Raw genomic sequence first — 22,380 nt, 5'->3', positions numbered from 1 at the left:
GGCGCGTCCGTTCGTCGGGGAGGTGACGGCGCCTCGTGGGCCGCGGTAGGGTGGGCGCGTGACGACGCTCGACCTTCCCCGCACCTCCCCGCGGTCTACCGCGTGGAGGGCCCTTCCGGCCCTCGCCTTCGGGATGCTTGCGTCTTGCACGTGCTCGCGCGGGGCGCCCTCGTCCCTCGACGCCGCGGCGCCCGTCGCGGTCGACGCGGGGGACGGCGCTGTGTCCGCGCTCGAGATGCCGAAGCTCTCGATGCCGATCGGCGCGACCCTCGTGCCAGGAGGTGGAGTGGTCGTGGCGGGGCTCTCCGTTCCGGAGAAGGTCGTCCGTGTGGCTCGTGTGTCGCGGAGCGGAGTGGTCGAGCGTCGCGCCGACGTCCTCGCCGGTGCGGAGTGGGCGCACGACGCCGAGGTCTCGCCGCACGCCGTCGGGAGCGCCGTCGCGCTCGTCTACCGCGGAAAGCTCGAGGGGCAGCTCCAGCGCGTCGTGGTGCGCCTCGACGACACCCTCTCGGCCGGGCCGCGTCGCGCGTTCGGGACGACGACCTGCGCGACGCGGGACGCTGTCTACTGGCTCGAGAAGAAGGGCGTGAAGGCGGAGCTCGCGGCCGGACCGAGAGACCTCGAGCTCCCCGGGATGGAGGGCGATCTCGGCCTCTTCTGCGACGAATCGCGCGCCTTCGTGACCGGCGACGCCGAGGGCGTGCTGTCGGCCGTCGCGCTGTCGGCCGAGGGCGCGAAGACGGTCTTGCCGATCGTCGGCGACAAGGACTTCGCCGACGAAGAGCGCGAACACGCCTTCTTCGCGACGGCGTCGGGGCTGGCTGTCCTTCGGATTGGAGCCGAGGGCGCGCTCGCGACCAAGTCGCCCCTCGAACCGAAGCGCGAGGCCGGGCTCAAGCTCGACGACGAAGAGGATCTCGTCCTGGCAGACGCCGACGACACGACCCTCTACCTTGCCACCACGCGCGAGCACGAAGGCTGCGCCGCGGGGGAGGACGCCTCCGCGCTCCCGACGCTCCGCGCGTCTCGCTTCTCGACGAGCGTTCACCTGGTGCGCCTCGACCTCGCCACGGGGAAGGCTACACGTGAAGACCTCGGGCTCGCGGCGTGCGGTCACCAAGTCAGCACGTTCTTCTTCGGGAAGAGCGGCGAGCGCAGGGTGCTCTCGTGGACCGAGCGAGCTCCCGGGTCGGGGAAGACGAAGGCGCCGATCGACGCGCTCGCGGTGCGTGTGCTCGGGAAGGGCTTGGCGACCGTGTCTCAGAAGATCCCGCTCCACGCCGACGGGCTCGTGGATGCCGGATGCGACGCCGACGGGTGCGTGGCCGTGTGGCTCGAGCGCCCCGAGGCGCAAGACGATCGCCAGCCCGAGCTGCCACGGATTCTCCGATTTCCTCAGCCGTGACGGGAGTTTACGTGTGAAGGCGGGGAGCGCTTTCGAGCGACCCCGCCGCGTGACCGTGGAAAGAAGGGCGCGCCTTCAGAACGGCTGCGTGAGCACGAGGCCGCCACCCTGAGGCGTGACCATGGGGACGAGCTGGGCGTCGTTGCGGAGGCGGAAGACGTTGCCCGCGGTGGGCGCCGCATCGCGCTTCGGGCTGAACAGGTACCACGCGCCCGCGCCCACGAACCCGACCACCATGACGACGACGGAGACGTTGGCGAGCGTCGCGTTCGTGTCGACGGCGTCGTTGTTCTCGGTGAGGGCCGAGCAGGCCTTCTTGAAGTCGGCCGGTGGATTCGTGCAGATCCCCTGCGTCGACACGCCGCGCTTCGCCGCCGCGTCGCGGATCTCGGCGGTGACTTGGTCGGCGGAGCTCTGCGCGGAGCCCTTCGCGGCCGCGAAGACGATCGTGCCGGCGAGGCCGAGCACACCCACGCCGGCGCCGACGAACACGGGCACCATCGTCTTCGGGGGCGAGAACAGCCCCGGCTTCTTGTCGTGGGGCGGCTCGACCGGTGGCGGCTCGGCCGGCGGCTCGGCCTTCGGAGGCTCGGCGGGGCTCTCGGCTTTCGGAGGGTCGGTCTTGGGAGGGACGGGCGCGGGGACCGGCACGGGCGTAGGAGCCGCCGAGGCCTGGGGCCCGAGCTTCACCGAGGTCTTCTGGCCGGCGGCGACGGTGACGGTCACGGTCTCCATGGTGCCGTCGGGTGCGCGCCCCTTCAGCGTCGTCGTCCCGGCGTCGACGTCGAGCGGCTCGGCGAGCGGGGTCGTCCCGAGGCGCACGTCGCCGCTCGGCCCCGCCACGAGGATCTCCGTGCCGCTCGGAGCGGTGACCTCGACGCGTCCACCTTTCGCCCGCGCCTCGGCGAGGCCCTTCTCGGCGTCCGCGCGCTGCGCCGGCGTCGCCTGAGTGGCTTCGCGAAGGAACTGGGAGAAATACCGCGCAGCCTCACCCGGATGGCCCGCACGCACGCAGCTCTGCGCGAGGTTCAGCAGCACCGCCGGGTGCTTCTTGAGGGCGTAGGCCTCCATGAAAGAGAGCCGGGCGTTTTCCCACTGACCCTTGTCGAAGGCCTCGACGCCCTCTTGAAAGCGCGCGCGCGCCCTCTTCGTGAGCGCGTCGTCTTGTGCGGTGCCTTGCGCGAACGCCGGCGCTCCGACCAGCGTGGGCGCGAGCGACACGAGGACGGCCAAGGAGACGGCGCGGACGAAGGGGGACCGGGGCTTCCCGGAGGTGGGCTCTTTGCTCATCGAGCCCCGAGGATACTCTCAGAACGGCGCGTCGCGCACGATTCCTCCAGGCTTTCCGGCGGGCTTCGGCGCGGGGGCGGGGGCCGCGGGGGGCGGAGGCTTGGGAGCGGCGACCGCGCCCTTCGGGGCCTCGGGCTTCGGCGCGGCGGTGGGGGCCTTCGGGCTCTCGGGCTTCGCCGCGGCCGTCTCGGTGGGTTTCGCGGCGGCCTTCGCCGGGGGCTCGCTCGGAGCTTCGTTCGCCGGCGGAGGCGGAGGAATGTCGGCCGTGGGCACCTTGGGGGGGGCGGCGCTCGCGCTCGGCGCGGTCTTCACGGGCTCGGAAGAGCTCATGGCGAAGCCAACGCCCGCGAGGATCGCCACGACGGCAGCCACTCCGATACCCACGAAGAGGGTCGTGTTCTTCTTCGGCGCGGGGAGGTCGTCCTCCGGGAGGACGATGTCGGCCGCGTTCACCGGCTTGTAGACGGCGGTCTTGGCGACGTCGGACTCGGAGACCGGGGCCGGAGGGAGCTTCGGCGCCGACACGGGCAGATCGAAGGCCGGGAGCGGCGCCGACGAGGCGGGCTTGGCCGGCGCATCGGCCATGACGACCGTCTGCGCGAGGGCGGGCTTCGTCTCGGCTTCGGACTTCGTCTCGGCCTTGGGCGCCTCGTTCACGGCGACCGCGGCCGCACCGAGCGGGAGCGTCTGGGCGAGGGCCGGCGACGACACGGAAGGCTCGTCGAGCTCCCACGATGGGCGGAATGCCGCGGCGAAACGCTCGGCGTCTTCGGGGGAGAGCTCGGTCGTCGAAGGGTTCGTCTGCGTCATCATCGAGCCGTCGGACCTTTCCTGCGTGCGCGCACTCGGTGCGCGCCACTACGAGCCTTGAGCCTAGCACGGCGTGATTCGCGCCCAAAGGCAGGGCGTTTTGCCGTGAAACCTACATGCGGCCAGGTTGTGCGCCGGCGTAGTCTTGGATGCGGAAGCGCGGAAGCTCGGAAGGTCAGCCGCCGAACTCTTTGCGGAGCAAGTCGTCCCAGTCGTCGGCGACCTTGCCCACCGTCTCGAGCAGGTCCTCGAACTCTTCGTAGTCGAGGCCCGAGATGCGCCGTACCGCGCGGAGGTAGACCTCGTCCTTCTGGGCGTCGATCGCGAAGGCCGCGTCGCTCGTGGCGAGGAACGAGAGCTCGAGCAGGCGCCGATAGAAAGCCTCGCGCCCCTGCGAAACTACCGGTATCACGGGGGCGAGGAAGAGAAGCACGCCGTGGTCGTCGAGAACGTTCACCCCGACGCTTGCCGAGCCTCGACGGAGCTGGGTGTACCCGGTCTCGTCGAGCGGGGCGAGCGTGATGCCCTCGTGCTTCTCGACGAAGCGATCGATGTAGGCGTTGACCATCGTGCGGCCGTCGCGGAAGGTTTGGCCCGTGAGGCGGTCGGCGTAGGTAGGCGCGCGGCTCGGCGGGGCGTCGTCGGCAGGTTTCACCATGTCCTCCAAGACGCTATCAGACCTCGTCTCCGGCGAGCCGGGAAGGGCGTAACGCTCCGCCTCGCACGTTTTTTCGAGCGCGGGGCCCTGGTCGTCTCCGTCCTGCTCCTCCTCGTCATCGCAGCGTGCGGGGGGAGCTCGGTGCCCGACGCCTCCGTGGCCGACTCCGAGGGCGCGCGGGCCGAGGCGATGCTCGCGCGCGACGTGCTTCCCGAGCGCGCGGAGGTCCTCTCCGTCGCGCAGGGCGTCGAGGCCGCCGCGCTCCGCGAAGGGGCGGGTGCGAGGGCCGTCGCGCTGCACGTGCTGGCGGCGAGCTTGTTCGAGCGGCTCTACCGCATCGACAAACGCTCCGAGGACGGGAACGAGGGGGTGTCCGCGCTCAAGGCGGCGAGCCGCGACATGGCGATCGAGGGGGCCTGCGCGGCGGCCGTGCGAGGGGCGAGGCTCGCCGGGGACATCGCGCACGACGCCGCCGTCACGTACGCCGAGCTCTATCGGGCCTCGAGGAGGGCCCCCGGGGTCGACGGAGGCGCCGCGGCCTCGCCGTGCATGGCCTCGATCGACGCGGCGATGCGCGCGGTCGCGGCGTTTCGTCCTCCCGCCGAGGTGCTCGAAGCGATCGATCAGGGGCTCCTCGGCGAAGGGGCCCTCGCGAGCGCGCTCGCCGACGCGGGGGGCCTCACGCGAGTGCGCGTCGCTCCCCGAGTGCAGCGCATCGAGCAGTGGGCGTCCGACGAGGGCGCGCGGGTCGTCGTGCACCTCGACAAACCGGCTCGATTTCGCGTCGGAGACGAGGCCGTCCCTGGCAAAGGCGCGCGCACGTTCGTCGAGCTCGACGGCGTGGAGCTCCCCTTCGGTGCGCGCGACGTGAAGCTCGGCGGCATCGCGACGATGCTCCACGCCGAGCCTTCGGTCACGGGATCCCGCGTTTTGCTCGATCTCGCCGGGCCGTGTTACCGAAAGGTGTTCCACCTCGTCGAGCCGTACCGCGTCGTCATCGACATCGCCAAACACCCGCCGGGCACCGATCCGAGGAGCTCGCGCAAGGTCTCGCGGATCGTGCTCGACCCGGGCCATGGGGGCAACGATCCCGGTGCCTCCGGGCCGAACGGCACGAAAGAGAAGGACGTGACGCTCGACATCGCGCACAAGGTCGCGCCCGTGCTCGCCAAGCAGGGGCTCGCCGTCATGCTCACCCGCGACGACGATCGCTACGTCACCCTCGAAGAGCGCACGGCCCGCGCGAACGCGTTCGGGGCCGATCTCTTCGTCTCGATCCACTGCAACGCGGCCGAGAACCGCGCCCGCCGCGGCATCGAGACCTACGTGCTCGACACGGACGCGTCCGAGATGGCGAGCCGGCTCGCGGCCCGCGAGAACGCGACGAGCCAAGCGGCCACCGCCGAGCTCGGCGCGATCCTCGCGAACATGCGCCTCGCCGATCAGGCCACGCGCTCGAAGCACTTCGCGGCCTTGCTCCAGCGCGCGGCGTTCGCGTCATTGCGTGGAAAGTACACGGATCTGGTGGACGGCGGGGTGCACGTGGCGGGCTTCTACGTGCTCGTGGGGGCGCGTATGCCCGGGGTGCTCTTCGAGACGAGCTACGTGTCGAACCCGACCGAAGAGGCGCGGCTCGCGACGGACGACTACCGCGCGCGGCTCGCCGACGCCATCGTGAACGCCGTGACGGCCTACCGCGAAGGCCGCTGAAGAGCTGTCCACGAAACGAAGCTCCGCCTACGCGTGGCGGAGCCGCGAGCTCTCGGACGGCGCCCACCGAAAAAGAGAGACCCCCGCAAGAAACCAGGCAACACCGCGCCCCCCTCGGCCGACGTCGGGTCACGGAGGCGAACGATGCGTGGGTCCAAGCTCAAATGGCGGCGAAGGGTGGTCTTGGTGTGGCGGCGCGGGCTGGGCATGGCCCTCCTCGCCGTGCCTCTCGCGCTCCCCTTCGCCGCGCGGTCTGCGGCGGTCGGCCGGATTCCTGCCCTCGAGCCGCTCGGGGTCGAGGCAGGGCGCTCGGCGGGGGCGGCCGTCGCCGCGGTCTTCCGGCGTCGCGCCGAGCCTTGAGGAAATCGACACGGGCGCTTCGGGCCTCTGACGATTCCTCGCACGTGGCGACAAGCCTCGGGTGGGACCGACTCGCCCAGGGGCACGCGTGCCTCCGAGCGAGACCGCAAATGAAGCTTAGAAAAGGACGATTCTCATGAAGCTCACCGTGTGGACTGGCGTCGTTTTCGTGGTGGTCGCTTGCCTCTCGGGCTGCTCGAGCGACTCGAGCGACAAGGGAACGGGAGGCAGCACCTCCGGAGGGACGACCTCGGGCGGCGACTCTTCGGGCGGCGGTTCGTCGTCGACGTCGACGCAGGTTTGCTGCATCAATAAGCGCTTTTACAAGTGCGCGACCGCGGCCGACTGCGAGAAGAACCTCGAGGCCGACGTCTGCCCGGCAGATTCGAGCCAGGATTCGAAGTGCGCCAACTGACCGCGCCCCTCGAGCGCGGCTGACGCACGTCGGGTCGGCCGAGGCTCGCGCTCTCTCCTCCGGCGCACCTCGGTCGGCCCGGTCGGGCCCCGATGCTTGCACTTTCCCTACGGCTCTCCTATAGGGGCCGCGACCACATTTTCGCGGCGAAAATCAACAGTTGCCGCCACTTTCAGGAGAGCAGTCATGGCCGTCGAACGCACCCTTTGCATCATCAAGCCGGACGCCGTCGAGAAGAAGAAGGCGGGCGCCATCCTCGCCCACCTCGAGGACAAGGGCTTCACCCTCCTCGCCATCAAGAAGACGCACCTCTCGCGCGCCGCGGCCGAGGGCTTCTACGCCGTCCACAAGGCCCGCCCGTTCTTCGGCGAGCTGTGCGACTTCATGACCCGCTCGTCGGTCGTGATCGCCGTCCTCGAGAAGGACAACGCCGTCGCCGACTACCGCGCGACCATGGGCGCGACCGACCCGGCCAAGGCCGAGGCGGGCACGATCCGCAAGCTCTACGCCGCGAGCATCGGCGAGAACGCGGTCCACGGCTCGGACTCGCTCGACAACGCCAAGATCGAGATCGCCTACTTCTTCCCCGCCTCCGAGGTCGCGCCGGTCGCCGGCTGACCTACGTCGCCCTACGAATCTGCGAGAGGCCGTGTCGCGTGGGCTCCACGAGGCGCGGCCTCCGTGCTTTCATGTCGAGCACGGCATGAGCGAACGGGAGTCGGACGTCTACGGCACCATCGGGCCGAGCTCCGCGCGGGATGCGCTCGTCGCGCTGCGCAACATCGAGCACTTGGTCCGCAGCCCTCGGGTCGATCATCGTGTCGTCGAGGAGCTCTTGCCCGAGCTGCTCTCCGGCCTCGACGCGCTCGACACGTTCTTCCAGTGCGGCGGTGGGGAGTGCCCTGGGGAGCAGGTCGGGGCGCTCGCGTCGGCCTCGGTGGGGGCCACGCGGGTCGCCATTTTGGGCTTTTCGGGCCCGAAGAGGGTGAACGCGCGCCTCGCCCTCGAGCGCGCTTTGCGCCAAGAGGTGCGTGTCCTGGAGGGATGTGTGGAGGTGTGCGACTTGTGTCGGCGCGCCTCGGAGGGGCAGAGCACCGAGCTCACCCTCCGCGACGTGCTCGGCCTCGTGCTCCGGCCGGGGCGAGGCGAGGGGCACCTCTTCGTCGCGATCCAAGACGACCCTCTCCCGTTCGTATGCGACACGACGGTCGCGGCCTGGCTCGTTCGGGTGCTGCTCCAACGCGCGCCGCCCGGGTCGCAGGTCGTGGCCGCGCTCGGCGACCGAGGCCCGGAGCTCGTCGTGAGCCGCGCGGACGACCCGCCCCGAGGAGAGTCGATGGTGCCGAGGGTACCGGGCCCCCACGTGGCGCTCGCGGTCGCGGCGCGCCTGGCCGAGCGGATGGGCTGCGAGCTCCGTGACGGAGAGCGCTCGTCCCTGCGTTTCCCGAGCTCGGACGGGCCTCGAATCTGATCCCGCGGGGCGCGCGTGCGGCTATGGTCTCGCGCATGGAACCCGCTCACGACTACGCCGGTCGCGCCGAGACACTCCGAGGCCTCGTCGAGGCCGCCTTCGACGATCGCTCGCTCCTCTCCGACCCGACGCACGTGTCGGCCGTCAACGAAGCCGTGGCCGGGCTCGACGCCGGCGCCTACCGCGTGGCCGAGCCGGGCCCCGTCGACGGGGGCGACTGGGTGGTGAACGCCTGGTTGAAGAAGGCCATCTTGCTCTTCTTCGCCGTTCGAAAGATGGAGCGGCTCGAGGTGGGGCCCTTCGAGTTCCACGACAAAATCCCCCTCAAGAGGCACCTCGATCGCGCGAACGTGCGCGTCGTGCCGCCGGGCGTCGTGCGGTACGGCGCGTTCTGCGAGCCGGGCACCATCGTCATGCCGGGCTACGTGAACATCGGGGCGCGTGTGGGCGCGGGCACCATGGTCGACACGTGGGCCACGGTCGGCTCCTGCGCGCAGATCGGGCGCGACGTGCACCTCTCGGGAGGCGTGGGCATCGGCGGTGTGCTCGAGCCCCCGGGGGCCACTCCCGTCGTCGTCGAGGACGGTGCCTTCATCGGCTCGCGCGTCGTCGTGGTCGAAGGGGTGCGCGTCGGCAAAGAGGCGGTCATCGGCACGGGCGTCGTGCTCACCTCGTCGACCGTCATCGTCGACGTGTCGGGGAGCGAGCCCAAAGAGTACCGAGGGGTCGTCCCTGCGCGCGCGGTGGTCATTCCGGGCGTGCGCACGAAGCGTTTTCCCGCGGGAGAGTATGGGGTGCCGTGCGCGCTCGTCATCGGTCACCGCAAGGAGAGCACCGACAAGAAGACGAGCCTGAACCAGGCGCTGCGCGACTTCGCGGTGCCCGTATGAGCGCCGAGGTCCCGCTCGAGCAGGCGCTCGACGACGCGCTCTTTTGGCTCGTCTCGCACGACTCGCCCATCGGCGAGGAGAAGGCCCTCTGCGACGCGCTCGTCGCGAGGCTCGAGAAGCTCCCGCTCGCGGGGCCCATTCGCCGCGTCCGAGACTCGATCGTCGTCCCGCTCGTGGCGAAGGGCTCGCGGCCCCACGTCGCGCTGTGTGGGCACACCGACACCGTGCGCACGGAGAACGGCCCCGCGCGCCGCGAGCCGGGGCGGATCTTCGGCGCCGGCGTGAGCGACATGAAGAGCGGGCTCGCCGTGATGCTCGTGCTCGCCGAGCGCGCCCTCTCGCGCCTCGATGTCGACGTCACCCTCGTCTTCTACGCGCGTGAAGAGGGGCCGTACGCGGAGAACGAGCTCGGGCCCGTGCTCGAGGCCGACGCCGTGCTCCGAGGGGTCGATCTCGCCGTGTGCCTCGAGCCGTCGGACAACCGGATGCAGCTCGGGTGCAACGGGTCCATTCACGCCACGGTCACCTTCGAGGGGAAGACCGGCCACTCGTCGCGTCCGTGGGAGGGCGAGAGCGCGATCTCGAAGGCCGCCCCGTTCCTGATGGAGCTCGCCGCGCTCGCCCCCCGCGAGTCGCACATCGACGGCCTCGTCTACCGCACGGTGACGACGGTGACCCAAGCGCGGGACGGCGGGCGCGGGCGCAACGTCGTGCCCGACAAGCTCGTCTTGAACGTGAACCACAGGTTCTCGCCGGAGCACTCGCCCGAGCAGGGCAAGCAGCACGTCCTCGATCTCGTGAAGGGGCGCGCGAACGTCGAATGGCTCGACGTGAGCCCCGGAGCGCTGCCGAGCGCGTCGCACCCGCTCGTCAAGAAGCTCGTCGCGTGCGGCGTGCGCACCGTCGAGCCGAAGCAGGCCTGGACCGACGTGGCGCGGTTCTCGGCGCTCGGCATCCCCGCGATCAACTTCGGACCCGGCGAGAACGCCCAAGCGCACCAGAAGAACGAGTCGTGCGCGACCTCCCTCGTGCACGAGGGGTACCGCATCTTCGAGCGTTGGCTCTGCTCTTCGGTCGAGTGAGAGCGCTGGCCTTTTGTGGCTTGAAAAACGAATAAGTTTCAAGAGGTTAGGTGGGCCGCGCTTCGCTCAGGCGGGGCCGAGCTTCTTTCGCTCGGCGATGACGCGGTCCACGCTCTCCGCGAGGGCCTCGGCGGTGCCTTCGTGCCCGTAGAGGAAGTGAGCGGCCGACCGCACGGCGCGGGCCGCGGCGATCTCGCCACGGTCTTCGAGGCTCGAAGCGAACACGAAGAGCCCCTCGTGGGGTGGGCGCACGAAACCCGCCTCGGCCAGGTGTGCTTCGAGCCGCGAGAGCTCGGGGCTCGCCTCGTGCGTCGCGACGCGTGAGCGCGCCTCGGCGCGGCGTTGAAGGAGCGCGCGGACGAACACGAAGGCCGCACCGAGCGCCGTCACGAGCACGATGACGACGAGGGTCCTCGGATCGGAGATGGCGTCGAGCGCGCGCTCCCACAGAGGCGCTTTGCGGCTGAAGGCCGAGGCGGGAGTCGGGTCCCATACGTGCCATGCACCACCGTGGTACGCCTCGACCCAGGCGTGGGCGTGGCGCTCGCGCACGACGTACGTGTTCCCTTCGGGGCCGGGCTCGACCACGCGGTACCCTCCGACGACACGCGCCGGAATCCCGACCGAACGGGCGAGCAGCGCGAACGCCGTCGCGAAGAGCTCGCAGTGGCCGGCTTTGTGGACGAAGAGGAAGTCCATGAGCGCGGAGCCGTCGAAGGGCTCCCGCGTGAGGCTGTATTTGTAGTCGCGGAGGAGGTGCTCCTCCAGGGCGAGGAGCTTGTCGTTGTCCGTGGGGGCGCCGGCGGTCCAGGCGAGGGCGAGGGCGCGCACGCGCTCGGGAGAAGCTCGGTCCGTGCGAAGGTCGCGGGCTTGCGGGGGCGCCACGGTGGCCTTCTCGGGCACCATCTCCCACGTGGTGCGGAGCGGCCCCTTCGCGATGCTTCCGTCCCGCGTGGTCGCGTTGACCACGGCGTAGTCGAGCGGCGCGAAATAGACGTGGCTCGGGTGCACGGCCTCGACGGTCACCTTCGCACCTCGCTCGCTCGCGCCTCCTCGTGGCGCGTCGATCGACGTCATGCCGTGCCAGCGACGCCCGTCGAAGAGGTCGTAGACCTTGCCCCTCAGATGGTCGACGCTCGTGCCCGACACTTTGAGCACGACGCGCTCGGACTCCAAGATCGACCTCGCGCTCGCGTCGCCGTCCTCGAGCACCATGTCCTCCTCGAACGACGAGCGCGGCCTTTCCCAGACGAGCTTGGCGAGGCGGGTCGCGTAGCGGTACGTAAAGATGGGCAGGGCGCGGCCCATGGCGAGGCCTCCGGCGCTCGCGAGGACGAGAAAGAGCGCCGCCATGCGGAGCGAGCGCATACGGGCCGCGGTGTGGGCCTCCGTGGCCTTCGGCGCCGCCTCGCCGCGCTCGCGGAAGTACGTCGCGAGGACCAAGAGCGCGGTCGCCAGGGGTCCGTAGGGCAAGAACCGCTGCGGAGGTGCCCCTGTCGCCGTGGCGGCGACCAGCACGAGGCCGAGGTCGGCGGCCGTACGCGCGAAGGAGGGCACGAAGAGGGAGCGGGCCGCGACGAACACGGCCGAGATGCCCGCGATGGTGGTCGCGAAGCCGCCGCGTGGCTCGGGGCCGAACCGAAGCGTGGCCACGACGACGGCGGCGAGCGCCGCGTAGATCCCGAGCTCGATCGCGCGCGCGACGCTCCTCTTCTCGACGACGAGGTGGAGGGCGACGAGAGGGACGAGCGACACGAGGGCCCGCGGATCTCCGAACGCGACGAACCCGATGGCCGCGATGGCGGGGCCGAGCCGCGCCATGTCGAGCCGACTCAGCGCTCGGGTCGGCGCTCGGGCGATCACAGCGCGAGCCCTCCCGAGGCGACCTCGCTCGGTCGCACGAAGCGGACGTACGCGGGCAGCGTCGCGGGGCGCCGATCGCCGACGAGGGCGACGCGAGGTACGGCGCCGTGGACCGAAAATTTGCGCATGAGGGCGGCGCGGTCCTCGTCCCACTTGGTGGTCACGAGTACTACCCCCGACACCCCTCGCAGGTGGGGCATCACGCGGGCTTCGAGCCGCGCACGATCGAAGACCTTCGAGGGCTCGGCCACGGCGAGGGCGTCGAGCACCGTGAAGCGCCCCTCTCGTCCGCGGCCGATGTCGAACGGGTGGACGGCGTCGCCCACGACGACGAGGCGGAGCGCGAGCCCCGACGCGAGGCACGTCTCGGAGACCCCCGCCGCGACGGACATGGCGGCCTCGAAGGCGTCACCTTCCTCACCGTGGGTGTCGACCACGACGACGGCCCGTGCCTCTTCCGGATCGTCGTACTCGCGAACGTGGGGGATCCCCGTGCGTGCCCACGCGCGAGCGCACAGGTCGCGCACGCGGTCGCCCTCGCGGTACTCCCGCACGCCGGCGAGATCGCGGCTGCCCCCACGGCGAAAGCCCGCCTCGCGCGCGGTGCCGTCGGCGATCCCGGGGAGGTCGAGGCTCGTCAACCGCGCGGGTTTGGGCACGATGGTGACCCGGAAGGCCTCGGTCTCGAGGGACGGCCCGGTCACGAGGTCGAATGGCATCCGCTTCGCGACGGCGAACGCGCCGAGGTGGAGATCGGCGCGCCGGGAGAAGCGGACGACCGTGTCGGACACGACCCCTTTCTCGGTGCGATCCTCGCGGAGAGCCTCGGGTTTGTTCTCGTAGCGCGCGAACCAGGGGAGGAAGGGCCCGCGGACCGTGAGGGTGTCGGGAGGCTCTTCCGTGTCGACGACGACGCGCACGGTGAGGGCCTCTCCGACCGTCGCACGGGAGGGCGACACCAACGACACGCGCGACGGCCGTGAGCCGCGATCGAGGCGGAAGCGACGACGCATCCCGACCGAGACCGAGAAGAGCGAGATCGTGAGCCCGAAGAAGAACGGCACACGCGACGCGGGGAGCGCGATCGCGATGGCGCCCACGAGGCTCGCGATCACGAGCACGACCTGCCCCTTCGGCGTCAGCGAGAACGCGAGGTCGACGAGGCGCCGCACGCTCTCGGACGTGGGCTTCCGGTTTCGCCTCCGTGCGGCCGTCGGGACCGGGATGAGGACGTGGTTCAGCCGCTCCCAGTCGAGCTTCATACGGGGACGGGCTCGTCCCGGACGATGGACCTCACCACGGCGTCGCCGCGCCGACCCGCGTATTTGGCCTCGGGGCCGAGCACGAGCCTGTGAGCGAGCACCGGCACGGCGAGGGCGGCGACGTCGTCCGGCGCGACGAAGCTCCGACCGTCGACGAGGGCCTTCGCCTGGCTCGCGCGAAAGAGCCCGAGCGCGCCACGCGGGCTCACGCCGAGCTCGACGTCCGGGTGCGAGCGGGTCTTCTGGACGAGCGTCACGAGGTAGTCGAGCACACGATCGTCGAAGCGTACGTCTCGCGCGCGTTCTTGCAGCGCCACGAGCTCTCCCTCGGCGAAGAGCGGCGAGAGCGCGTCGAGGGGATCGTCGTTCTTGCGGGCCACGAGGAGCGCTCGTGTCTCTTCGGCGCTCGGGTAGCCGATGGAGAGTCGCATGAGGAAACGGTCGAGCTGGGCCTCCGGCAAGGGGTAGGTGCCGTGGTGGTCGCTCGGGTTCTGCGTGGCGAGCACGAGGAACGGAGGTGGGAGCGGGTGGGTCTCTCCGTCGACCGTGACGTGCCCCTCGCTCATCGCCTCGAGCAGCGCGGACTGCGTGCGAGGAGAGGCACGGTTGATCTCGTCGGCGAGCAGGACGTGCGTGAAGATGGGGCCCTTCCGAAACGCGAACGTGCCGCGCTCCGGGTCGAGCACGAGCGAGCCCAAGATGTCCTGGGGGAGGAGATCGGGTGTAAACTGCACGCGTGCGAACCCGACCCCGAGGGTGCGCGCGAACGCTTTGGCGAGCGTCGTCTTGCCGACGCCCGGGACGTCCTCGAGGAGCACGTGGCCCCCGGCGAGCGCGGCGACGAGCACGTGATCGACCACGTCCCCTTTTCCGCGCAAGACGCCTGCGATGCGCTTTCGGAGCTCGGCGATAGCTTCGTGGGATCCGTTCACGTCGCTCATCTTCTCACGTGGGGTTGGAACGTGCGTCGCTCATCGGTATTCCGCGGGTGCGACGCTCATCGCTCGCGGAGCTCGACCCGAAGCGCGTAGTGGTCCGAAGCGTGGATCGCCCCGTGTGCTCCGCGGGCGGGCAAGACGTCGTCGAGGAACCTCTCGCGCTCGAGCACGTCCAGCGTGCGCCCGCGGTCGCGGATCAAGACGTAGTCGATGCGCTGGTCGGCCGCGTCGGGCTCGTACTTTCCGGCGAGGCCGTTGCCCGTCGGGTGGAAGGTGATGGGGTCGTCGTCGCGGAAGACGTCGGTGAAACCCGAGAAGACGTCTTCGAGGGTGCGGTACTCGCGATCACGGACCGTGACCCTCCCGTCGACGTTGAAGTCTCCTGCCACCACGAGGGGGCGATCGTCGGAGCCGACCTCGTCGGCGAAGGCGCGGAGCTCGCCGAGGTGCCTCGCGCGGACGGCGGCGGCGAGGTCGGTGTACCCCGACTGCATGTGGGTCGTCACGACGTCGAGCTCGCTTCCGGAGGGGAGCGCGATCCGGGCGTACGCCATGCCCTTTCGTGCGAAGCGCTCCGACCCGGCGTGCGGCCGCGAGAACGACGCGAAGCGGGACGCGACCACGCGGTATCGGGACGCGATCCCGAGCCCGCTGCCCGCGATCGTGAGAGGGAGGAACGTCCACCGGTTCTCGGCCAAGAGGCGGTTCGGCAAGTGAGCGGGCTTGTGGAACGCGTGCACGGCGTCCTCGAGCCAGAGCTCTTGGGCGCACAAAATGTCGACGCGCGTGAGCTCTTCGTGGAGATCGGGGTGCTCGAAGCGGTGTGCCGCCGCCGCCCCACGCCCTCTCAGCACCGACACGAGGCCCTGCGCCGCGCCGAAGCAGTTCCACGTGCAGAGAGAGAACCTCTCCGGCGGCCGAGCGCCTTCGGTCATCCGAGCACCTTGAGCACGGGGGAGCCTCCGCGCTCGGTCGTGACGACGTCTCCGACGAGGAGCGTCGTGCCATCGCCGAGGGCGACGTCTCCGAGGTAGGCTGCGGGCGATCTCCCTCGGAGCTCGATCATGCCGTCGGCCGCTTCGGCGAGCGCCCAGTCCCCGATGCCGAGCGGGAACGGGCCGAAGGCCGTCGTGACACGCTGCCCTCCGACCTCGATCTCGAGCACCCCGGGGAGCGTGTGGCTCGGGGCGAGCACGAGCGGGACCTCTTTGCCGATGGTGAGCTCGAGGCCCTCCCCCACGGGGAGCTCCCCTCGGACGGGCAACCCACGGAGCTGCGTGCCGTTTCGGCTCCCGAGATCGCGCACCGTCGCCACGCCTCCGACGCGCGCGATGCCCACGTGGCGCCGGCTCACGGCGTTCGAGGGCACGAGCAGCGTTCCCTCGCTCCGACCTATGACTACCTCGTGGGAGAAGGTGATCGCGAGGCGAGAGCCCTTCAGCGCGACGGGGACGACGGGGCCCTTGGCCAGGCGGGCGCGCAGGCTGGCGATGCGTTCGCGCGACGCCGGATCGTCCGGGGCCTCCTGCGCGAGGGTGGCGAGGAGCTCGAGGGCCTCCCGTCGCCGCCCGCTCGTCAGCAAGAGATCGACCTCGGCCTGGCGATCCCGCCGTTTTCGCTCGCCGCGCTCCTTGTGTTGCTCGGACGCGAGCAGGTACTCGAGGCGGTCGACGTCACCTGCGGCGGTGAGCGCGCGGGCCTCTCCGTCGAGATCCCCGAGCTTCCGGTAGGCGTCGGCCGCGGCCTCGTTCTCCCCGATCGCCTCGAGCTCGAGCGCGGCGTCGGTCGTGTCGCGGCGGTGCACCGCGGAGAGGGCGACGTCGCCCGACAGGGCGAGCACGAGGAGCGCGCGCTTCTTTCGGGCAAGTTTGTTCTCTTCCGTGCCTTCGGGAGCCGTGCGCGCGGCCAGGGTGTAGTGCTGGAGCCGGGCGCGGTGGTCGGGCTCGGCGTCCCCCCGGAGGACCATGACGCGGGCCGCCTCGGCCGGCCTATCGGCCTCGACGAAGAGCTCGACGGCCCGCGCGAGCTCGCCGCGAAGCTCCGCCTTCCGCGCTCTCTCGGCGTCGCGACCCTTTCCGAACAGGCGATCGAAGACTCCCACCGGCAAGAGAGCGTACCAAAGGTTCGCTGCGATTTGGTCGTGTCGGTTTCGATTTGCTCGGTATCATCGAAGGACATCGGGCGAACGCCGGCATTCGTGGAGCTCCGGGCACGGCACCCGGGCCCACGGTCCCGCGCGAGCGCCGAGATCCTCGAGAGGACGCATGGCGAACCAGAACCGACTCGGCGAGCTGCTCGTACGCGAGAAGCTCATCTCTCTCTCTCAGCTCCGTCAGGCCCAGGAGGAGCAATCGCGCACCGGGCAGAACCTGAACGCGGCCCTCGCCAAGCTCGGGTTCGTCAGCGACCAGGACATCACGAACTTCCTGTCGCAGCAGTACCGCGTCCCGACGATCCAGCTCGACGAGTACGAGATCGACGCGGACATCTTGAAGCTCGTGCAGCGCGAGCAGTGCGAGCGCCACAAGGTGATCCCCGTCTCGCGCGCGGGAAGCTCGCTCATCGTCGCGATGGCCGATCCGACGAACCTGCACGCCATCGACGATCTCAAGTTCCTGACGGGCTACAACATCGAGCCGGTCATCGCGTCCGAGAACGCGATCCTCGCGGCCATCGAGCGCAACTACAGCGTCGGCCCCTCGTACGACGAGGTCATGGCCGGCTTCGACGAGTCGGAGATCGAGTTCACGGGCGAAGAAGAGGAGATGAACGTCCTCGAGCTCGAGAAGGCGAGCGCCGACGCGCCGGTCATCCGGCTCGTGAACATGATCCTCTTGAACGCCATCAAGAAGGGCGCGAGCGACATCCACATCGAGCCCTACGAGAAGTCGTTGCGCGTCCGGTACCGTGTCGACGGGGTGCTCGTCGAAGAGATGAACCCGCCGGTGAAGCTCAAGAACGCGATCTCGAGCCGCGTGAAGATCATGAGCCAGCTCGACATCGCCGAGCGGCGCCTCCCGCAGGACGGCCGCATCAAGCTCAAGCTCGGCAAGGGCCGCGAGATGGACTTCCGCGTGAGCGTGCTCCCCACGCTCTGGGGCGAGAAGACCGTCATGCGTCTCCTCGACAAGGGAAACCTCCAGCTCGACATGACGAAGCTCGGCTTCGAGCAGAAGGCCCTCGACGACTTCCTCTGGGCCATCCATCAGCCGTGGGGCATGGTGCTCGTCACGGGGCCCACGGGCTCCGGCAAGACCACGACGCTCTATTCGGCGCTCTCCGACCTCAACAAGGTCGGCACCAACATCAGCACCGCCGAGGACCCGGTCGAGTACAACCTGCACGGCATCAACCAGGTGCAGATGCACGACGAGATCGGCCTGAACTTCGCGATGGCCCTCCGCGCATTCCTCCGCCAGGACCCGGACGTCCTCATGGTCGGCGAGATCCGTGACTTCGAGACCGCCGAAATCGCGGTCAAGGCGGCGCTCACGGGCCACATGGTGCTCTCGACGCTCCACACGAACGACGCGCCCGCCACCATCTCGCGCCTCCTCAACATGGGCGTCGAGCCGTTCCTCATCACGGCGTCGGTCAACCTCGTGCTCGCCCAGCGCCTCGCCCGCAAGATCTGTGTGGACTGCAAGCAACAGATCATGGTCGACGACGCCGTGCTGCGGGACATCGGCTTCAACGCCGAGCAGATCGCGCGCTGCCAGGGCCGCCTCTGGAAGGGCGCGGGTTGCCGCACGTGCAACGGCTCGGGGTACAAGGGGCGCGTCGCGCTCTACGAGGTCATGCGCTTCACCGAGAACCTAAAGGAGATGGTCCTCCAGGGCTCGTCGACCGCCGAGCTCAAGATGGGCGCGATCAAGGGGGGCATGACCACGCTGCGCATGTCGGGCATCAACAAGGCCCTCGACGGGGTCACGACCACGGAGGAGATCCTCCGCGTGACCATGTCCGACGGCTGATCTCCAGTCCCGCTCTCCCGTCTCCTTCCACGCTCCCCATGCACGATCGAGGTTTCACCCGATGACGCAACCAAACCCGGCCGACCTCAAGGTCAACCTCCACCAGCTCCTCAAGGCGATGGTGGAGAAGGGCGCGAGCGACATGCACATCACCGTCGGTACGGCGCCGCTGCTCCGTATCGACGGCGAGGTCATCCCGCTGAAGCTCCCGCCGCTCACCGCTCCCGAGACGAAGACCCTCTGCTACTCGGTCATGAACGAAGAGCAGAAGATCCATTTCGAGAAGGAGAACGAGCTCGATCTCAGCTTCACGGTGAAGGGACTGTCGCGGTTTCGCGCGAACTTCTTCGTGCAGCGGGGGGCCGTGGCCGGGGCTATCCGAACGATTCCATTCAAGATTTTGAGCTTCGAAGAGCTCGGCTTGCCGCCGATCATCGGCGAGCTCACGAAGCGCCCGAACGGCCTCATCCTGGTGACGGGGCCCACGGGCTCGGGCAAGACGACCACGCTCGCGTCGATCATCGACAAGATCAACTCCGAGCAACGGCTCCACATCCTCACCATCGAGGATCCCATCGAGTACCTGCACGGGCACAAGCTCTCGGTCGTGAACCAGCGCGAGGTCGGTCAAGACACCGCGAGCTTCTCGGGGGCGCTCAGGTACGTGCTCCGCCAAGATCCGGACGTCGTGCTCCTCGGCGAGCTCCGCGACCTCGAGACGATCGAGGCGGCGCTCACGATCAGCGAGACGGGTCACCTCGTCTTCGCCACCCTCCACACGAACAGCGCCATCTCGACGATCAACCGCATCATCGACGTCTTCCCGCCGCACCAGCAGGACCAGGTGCGCTCGAAGCTCTCGTTCGTGCTCCAGGCGGTCGTCTCGCAGCAGCTCTTGCCTCGCGCGGGTGCGCCCGGGCGATGCATGGCCCTCGAGGTGCTCGTCCCCAACCCGGCGATCCGGAACCTCATTCGAGAGTCCAAGATCCAGCAGATTTACGGCCAGATGCAGCTCGGCCAAGACAAGTTCGGCATGCAGACGCTGAACCAGTCGCTCTTCAACCTGCTCGTGCGGAGATACATTTCGCTCGAGGAGGCCATGAGCCGCTCGCTCGAGCCCGACGAGCTCCGGATGATGATCGAGCAGCGCCAGGCGAGGCCACAGCAGCCTCCGCAGCGCTAAGGAAACGCTCCGCCTCGGGCGCTGGGGTTTCTTCCGAAGGAACCCCGGGCCCGAGGTGGCCTCGACACCGTCGATCGCCCGCTGCGCGCGAAGCTCAGGGGCTCCGCGTCTTGATGGGCGGGAGGCCGACGTTCTCGGAGGCGTTCGCGACATCGGGGTTCGTGAAGCCGGCCTTCGCGAGCGCCTTGATGTACTTGAACCCCGCGTTGTGGTCCTTGAGCTTGCCGTAGGTGGCCCCGGCCAAGAGGCGCATCGGCAGGGGGGCCAGATCGGGCGGGGGATCTTCGGTCGCGAGCTTCGCGCGGGCCGCCTCGACTCGCCCCGAGGAGGCGAGGGCGTACGCGCTCGCCCATTTCGTCTGTTTGCCGAGGACGGACGAGTACTGCGCGAGCATGGGCTCGACCGCTTTGTAGTCCTTCTTTTCGACGAGCAGAAAGACGCGTTCGATCACGCTGCGCGCCGTGATGGAGCCTGTCAGCGCGAGCTTGCTCCACTTCTCGGCTTCGTCGAGCTTGCCGCGATACCGCGCGTGCCGCGCGAGGCGGATGGCGTGGTGCGGGCGGTTGTCGTTCTCTCCCCAAGCTGCGGCGATCTTGTCGGAGACCGCGAGGTCGCCCACGTCGAGGGCCGAGTCCATGGCGAGCACGTCGGCCCAGGGGGCGTCGACCACGAACATCTGGGAGAGCTTGTCGGCCGAGGGCTGCTCGGTGCCGAGGAGGAGCGCTGGGGCCGAGAGGATGGGGCGCGTGAAGGGGAGCTGCTTGGCCTCGGGCGTGAGGCCCTCGAGGGCCCGGCCGAGCCCGTCCGCGTCGAGCCGCTCGTAAGCGACGGCCGCCCGCACGAGCGCGACGTCGGCCGAACGCGGGTCGAGCTCGTCGGTGGCTTTTTGGGCCTCGTCGAGGCGGTATCCGAGCAATGCGACCCGCGCCGCCAATGTGCGCGCGGGTGGGTAAACAGCGGAGAACGACACGGCGAGCAGAGCGGCTTTGCGCGCGGCGGCCTCGTCGCCCGTCTCGAGAGCGATCGCCCCGAGCCACGACGCGACCCCGGGCCCATCGGCCACTTGCAGACCGCGCGAGAGCTCCGCTTTGGCTTTGTCGGGCGTGTGGTTCGACAGCGCCTCGAGCGCGTTCAGCGCGAAGGGCACGAACTTGAGACCGAGGGGGAGCTCGGCTGCACGGTCGTGGGTCTCCTTGACCTCTTTGGGGACAGCCGGATCCCGGAGCGGGTTTCGCGCCCACGCGAGGGCGACGAGCGCGCTCGCCTCGACGCGCTGCGGGTACTTCGATTGAAAGAGCTTCGCGAGCTCCATCGCCTTCGACGGATCGCCGTCGATAGCGACGTACCGAGCCAGCAAGACCTCGGCGAGGACGAGGCTCGGGTCGAGGCGGGTGGCCGCGATGTACCGCTCGATGGCGCGGCCGTCTCCGGCGCGCTCGAGGGCGGCTCCGGACAGGAGCTGGTAGTGGGCGTCTTTCCCGGCGACGGCGTCCCACTTGGGCATGACCGCCGCGGCGCCGACCGTGTCGGACTGGAAGAGGAACGAGGCCACGTAGGCGAAGGCGATGTCGCTCTCGGGGACGCCGACCTCTTTGGCGCGCGCGATGGGCCCCTCGAACGCGATGTTCTCACCGCCTCGGAGGAGCCCGACCATCGCGCGCTCGCGGAGCCAGGTGAGCGCCGCGTGGGGCGAGCGCGACTCGAGCTCGAAGACCTCGCCGATGGTCTTCTCGGAGGGCTCGAGCACCCGCGGGTCGGACGAACGAAGGTCGGCGTCCACCTTGGCCAGCATGGCCTCGGCGCGGGCGTGGTCCTTCGCGCGGCGGTCGCGGACGTAGAAGAAGACACCGGAGCCCGCGCCCACGAGCAGGACGATGAGCGTGACGACGAACGCGTAGCTCTTCTTGCGCGGCGGCGCCGCGTTCGCCCTCGCCCAGTCGAGCGGCGACCTTTGCGCAGCTTCGGGCTCGAAGACCCCGGCGATCGCGAGCGCGTCGAGCACGTCCCGCGCCTCGGGGATGCGCCCAGGCTGCGAGCCGCGGTAGGCCGCGTCGCCGAGGGGCTGCGCGGGCATCGGAGGCGGCGGGCGCTGGGGAACGGGCGGAGGTGGTCCCGGCGGACGCGACGACGCGGGAGGTGGCGCGGGCGGGCGCGCGCTCGGCTTCGGTGCGACCGGGAACGCGAGCGGCACGGTGCCCGGAATCTCCGGGAAGGGCCGGGACGCCGGAGAAACCGCGTGCGCGGGCACCGGGTTCGTCCCCGGCCCGATCTCGCGGGTGGCGGCGTCGGGGAAGTCGTTCGAGCTCCGCGGGCGCGCGGCGGCGGTCACGTCCGGGAGGGACGCGCTCCTCGCCACCATGGCCTCGATCGCCGGGCGAATGTCGTCCTTGGCGCTCTTGACGTGCGTGTCGATGTCTTCGTCGACCGCCGGGGCCCCGCGCCGATCGTCGCGTTTCGCCTCTTGGACCGGGAACTTGGCGTTGACGTCGTCGGCGACCACACGCGCGCCCTCGTGCACCTGCACGGTGCGGTATTCGCGCGCGCGGTCGAGCCATCGCCGCATCTCGGGGTCGGCGTCGACCCGCGCGCCCCGCTCGAAGACCTTCTCGGCGCGCTCGGCGTCGCCTCGGCGGAGGAGGACCTCACCGAGCAAGCGGTAGACGAGGCCGCTCTTCGGCGCGAGCTTTCCTGCCGTCACGAGGAGCTGCTGCGCGTCGGGGAAGAGGCCGTGCGCGACACACATGCGGGCCGCCGCGGTGAGCACGCTCACGTCGCCCGCGAGGTTCTTTTGGACGTGGTCGGAGACCGCGCGCACCATCTCGGGCCGACCCGACGAACGCAGGGCGTCGGACAGCGCGAGGGTGTTCGCCGCGTCGGGGCGGGCTCGCCAGCGGGCGATGAGCGGGTCAGGGGACTGCGCCATCCGAGGACTCGGAGGGTATGGGATTTCGGCGTGAGGCGAAAGGTTTCTCGCTCCGCCCCGCGCGAGCCGGCGTTCGCGAACCCCCGCCGAGAGAGCCCTTGAGCCTTGGCCGACACCTCTGCGATGCTCTCGCCTCGCGCACCGGC

General features: G+C 70.0%; 19 protein-coding genes. 10 read left to right on the top strand and 9 right to left on the bottom strand.

Annotation, left to right across the window (positions count from 1 at the left end; genetic code table 11):
• Nucleotides 1-58: 58 nt before the first annotated feature.
• A complete protein-coding gene (locus IPK71_26940) occupies nt 59-1,405 on the top strand; it encodes a hypothetical protein (GenBank protein ID MBK8217380.1) in 1,347 nt (448 codons plus the stop codon).
• Between the two features lie 75 nt (nt 1,406-1,480).
• Here the strand turns inward: IPK71_26940 and IPK71_26935 are convergent, their stop codons facing one another.
• From IPK71_26935 to IPK71_26925, 3 genes are all read right to left on the bottom strand, one after another.
• Complete coding sequence (locus IPK71_26935) at nt 1,481-2,695, bottom strand: hypothetical protein (GenBank protein ID MBK8217379.1); 1,215 nt, start codon at nt 2,693-2,695, stop codon at nt 1,481-1,483.
• An 18-nt stretch (nt 2,696-2,713) separates the two neighbouring features.
• Nucleotides 2,714-3,508: a hypothetical protein gene (locus IPK71_26930; GenBank protein MBK8217378.1), complete on the bottom strand. Its 795-nt coding sequence runs from the start codon at nt 3,506-3,508 to the stop codon at nt 2,714-2,716.
• 172 nt (nt 3,509-3,680) lie between these two features.
• Nucleotides 3,681-4,073, bottom strand: coding sequence for a YbjN domain-containing protein (locus IPK71_26925; protein ID MBK8217377.1), 393 nt, complete (start codon nt 4,071-4,073; stop codon nt 3,681-3,683).
• A 279-nt stretch (nt 4,074-4,352) separates the two neighbouring features.
• Between IPK71_26925 and IPK71_26920 the strand changes: the two genes are divergently transcribed.
• The 7 genes from IPK71_26920 to IPK71_26890 all read left to right on the top strand — a co-directional run bounded on the left by IPK71_26920 (nt 4,353) and on the right by IPK71_26890 (nt 10,091).
• Nucleotides 4,353-5,873, top strand: a complete 1,521-nt coding sequence (locus IPK71_26920) for an N-acetylmuramoyl-L-alanine amidase (GenBank protein ID MBK8217376.1) — start codon at nt 4,353-4,355, stop codon at nt 5,871-5,873.
• Between the two features lie 207 nt (nt 5,874-6,080).
• Nucleotides 6,081-6,233: a hypothetical protein gene (locus IPK71_26915; GenBank protein ID MBK8217375.1), complete on the top strand. Its 153-nt coding sequence runs from the start codon at nt 6,081-6,083 to the stop codon at nt 6,231-6,233.
• Between the two features lie 136 nt (nt 6,234-6,369).
• Nucleotides 6,370-6,648, top strand: a complete 279-nt coding sequence (locus tag IPK71_26910; GenBank protein ID MBK8217374.1) for a hypothetical protein — start codon at nt 6,370-6,372, stop codon at nt 6,646-6,648.
• A gap of 186 nt (nt 6,649-6,834) precedes the next feature.
• A complete protein-coding gene (ndk, locus tag IPK71_26905) occupies nt 6,835-7,266 on the top strand; it encodes a nucleoside-diphosphate kinase (GenBank protein ID MBK8217373.1) in 432 nt (143 codons plus the stop codon).
• Between the two features lie 85 nt (nt 7,267-7,351).
• The gene (locus IPK71_26900) at nt 7,352-8,119 is read left to right on the top strand and encodes a hypothetical protein (protein ID MBK8217372.1); all 768 of its coding nucleotides are present in this window, start codon (nt 7,352-7,354) and stop codon (nt 8,117-8,119) included.
• 35 nt (nt 8,120-8,154) lie between these two features.
• A complete protein-coding gene (locus tag IPK71_26895) occupies nt 8,155-9,009 on the top strand; it encodes a 2,3,4,5-tetrahydropyridine-2,6-dicarboxylate N-succinyltransferase (GenBank protein MBK8217371.1) in 855 nt (284 codons plus the stop codon).
• Nucleotides 9,006-10,091, top strand: coding sequence for a succinyl-diaminopimelate desuccinylase (locus tag IPK71_26890; protein ID MBK8217370.1), 1,086 nt, complete (start codon nt 9,006-9,008; stop codon nt 10,089-10,091). The genes IPK71_26895 and IPK71_26890 overlap by 4 nt, the downstream gene beginning before the upstream one ends.
• A gap of 66 nt (nt 10,092-10,157) precedes the next feature.
• On the opposite strand, the gene IPK71_26885 is transcribed toward IPK71_26890, so the two are convergent.
• The 5 genes from IPK71_26885 to IPK71_26865 are packed head-to-tail and all read right to left on the bottom strand — an operon-like array spanning nt 10,158 to nt 16,255.
• A complete protein-coding gene (locus IPK71_26885; protein MBK8217369.1) occupies nt 10,158-11,954 on the bottom strand; it encodes a transglutaminase domain-containing protein in 1,797 nt (598 codons plus the stop codon).
• Nucleotides 11,951-13,216: a DUF58 domain-containing protein gene (locus IPK71_26880; protein ID MBK8217368.1), complete on the bottom strand. Its 1,266-nt coding sequence runs from the start codon at nt 13,214-13,216 to the stop codon at nt 11,951-11,953. Before IPK71_26880 ends, IPK71_26885 begins: the two co-directional genes overlap by 4 nt.
• The gene (locus tag IPK71_26875) at nt 13,213-14,157 is read right to left on the bottom strand and encodes a MoxR family ATPase (GenBank protein MBK8217367.1); all 945 of its coding nucleotides are present in this window, start codon (nt 14,155-14,157) and stop codon (nt 13,213-13,215) included. Before IPK71_26875 ends, IPK71_26880 begins: the two co-directional genes overlap by 4 nt.
• Nucleotides 14,158-14,213: 56 nt before the next feature.
• The gene (locus IPK71_26870; protein ID MBK8217366.1) at nt 14,214-15,089 is read right to left on the bottom strand and encodes an endonuclease/exonuclease/phosphatase family protein; all 876 of its coding nucleotides are present in this window, start codon (nt 15,087-15,089) and stop codon (nt 14,214-14,216) included.
• Entirely contained in the window at nt 15,086-16,255 is a 1,170-nt protein-coding gene (locus IPK71_26865) for an FHA domain-containing protein (GenBank protein MBK8217365.1), read from the bottom strand. Before IPK71_26865 ends, IPK71_26870 begins: the two co-directional genes overlap by 4 nt.
• Nucleotides 16,256-16,418: 163 nt before the next feature.
• Here IPK71_26865 and pilB point away from each other — a divergent pair, with 163 nt between their 5' ends.
• Entirely contained in the window at nt 16,419-18,128 is a 1,710-nt protein-coding gene (pilB, locus tag IPK71_26860) for a type IV-A pilus assembly ATPase PilB (protein ID MBK8217364.1), read from the top strand.
• A 61-nt stretch (nt 18,129-18,189) separates the two neighbouring features.
• Nucleotides 18,190-19,311, top strand: a complete 1,122-nt coding sequence (locus IPK71_26855) for a type IV pilus twitching motility protein PilT (protein ID MBK8217363.1) — start codon at nt 18,190-18,192, stop codon at nt 19,309-19,311.
• A gap of 94 nt (nt 19,312-19,405) precedes the next feature.
• On the opposite strand, the gene IPK71_26850 is transcribed toward IPK71_26855, so the two are convergent.
• Nucleotides 19,406-22,234 (bottom strand): hypothetical protein, encoded by a 2,829-nt coding sequence (locus tag IPK71_26850; protein MBK8217362.1) that lies wholly within the window; start codon nt 22,232-22,234, stop codon nt 19,406-19,408.
• Nucleotides 22,235-22,380 lie beyond the last annotated feature (146 nt).

Source organism: Myxococcales bacterium, from assembly GCA_016712525.1.
GTDB lineage: Bacteria > Myxococcota_A > Polyangia > Polyangiales > Polyangiaceae > JAAFHV01.
This window is presented reverse-complemented; position numbering and strand designations above follow the sequence as displayed.

Coding starts and splice junctions, on each gene's coding strand:
- IPK71_26935 (MBK8217379.1), bottom strand. CDS start 2,695: ATGAGCAAAGAGCCCACCTCCGGGAAGCCCCGGTCCCCCTTCGTCCGC.
- IPK71_26930 (MBK8217378.1), bottom strand. CDS start 3,508: ATGATGACGCAGACGAACCCTTCGACGACCGAGCTCTCCCCCGAAGAC.
- IPK71_26925 (MBK8217377.1), bottom strand. CDS start 4,073: ATGGTCAACGCCTACATCGATCGCTTCGTCGAGAAGCACGAGGGCATC.
- IPK71_26920 (MBK8217376.1), top strand. CDS start 4,353: ATGCTCGCGCGCGACGTGCTTCCCGAGCGCGCGGAGGTCCTCTCCGTC.
- IPK71_26915 (MBK8217375.1), top strand. CDS start 6,081: ATGGCCCTCCTCGCCGTGCCTCTCGCGCTCCCCTTCGCCGCGCGGTCT.
- IPK71_26910 (MBK8217374.1), top strand. CDS start 6,370: ATGAAGCTCACCGTGTGGACTGGCGTCGTTTTCGTGGTGGTCGCTTGC.
- ndk (MBK8217373.1), top strand. CDS start 6,835: ATGGCCGTCGAACGCACCCTTTGCATCATCAAGCCGGACGCCGTCGAG.
- IPK71_26900 (MBK8217372.1), top strand. CDS start 7,352: ATGAGCGAACGGGAGTCGGACGTCTACGGCACCATCGGGCCGAGCTCC.
- IPK71_26895 (MBK8217371.1), top strand. CDS start 8,155: ATGGAACCCGCTCACGACTACGCCGGTCGCGCCGAGACACTCCGAGGC.
- IPK71_26890 (MBK8217370.1), top strand. CDS start 9,006: ATGAGCGCCGAGGTCCCGCTCGAGCAGGCGCTCGACGACGCGCTCTTT.
- IPK71_26880 (MBK8217368.1), bottom strand. CDS start 13,216: ATGAAGCTCGACTGGGAGCGGCTGAACCACGTCCTCATCCCGGTCCCG.
- IPK71_26875 (MBK8217367.1), bottom strand. CDS start 14,157: ATGAGCGACGTGAACGGATCCCACGAAGCTATCGCCGAGCTCCGAAAG.
- IPK71_26870 (MBK8217366.1), bottom strand. CDS start 15,089: ATGACCGAAGGCGCTCGGCCGCCGGAGAGGTTCTCTCTCTGCACGTGG.
- pilB (MBK8217364.1), top strand. CDS start 16,419: ATGGCGAACCAGAACCGACTCGGCGAGCTGCTCGTACGCGAGAAGCTC.
- IPK71_26855 (MBK8217363.1), top strand. CDS start 18,190: ATGACGCAACCAAACCCGGCCGACCTCAAGGTCAACCTCCACCAGCTC.
- IPK71_26850 (MBK8217362.1), bottom strand. CDS start 22,234: ATGGCGCAGTCCCCTGACCCGCTCATCGCCCGCTGGCGAGCCCGCCCC.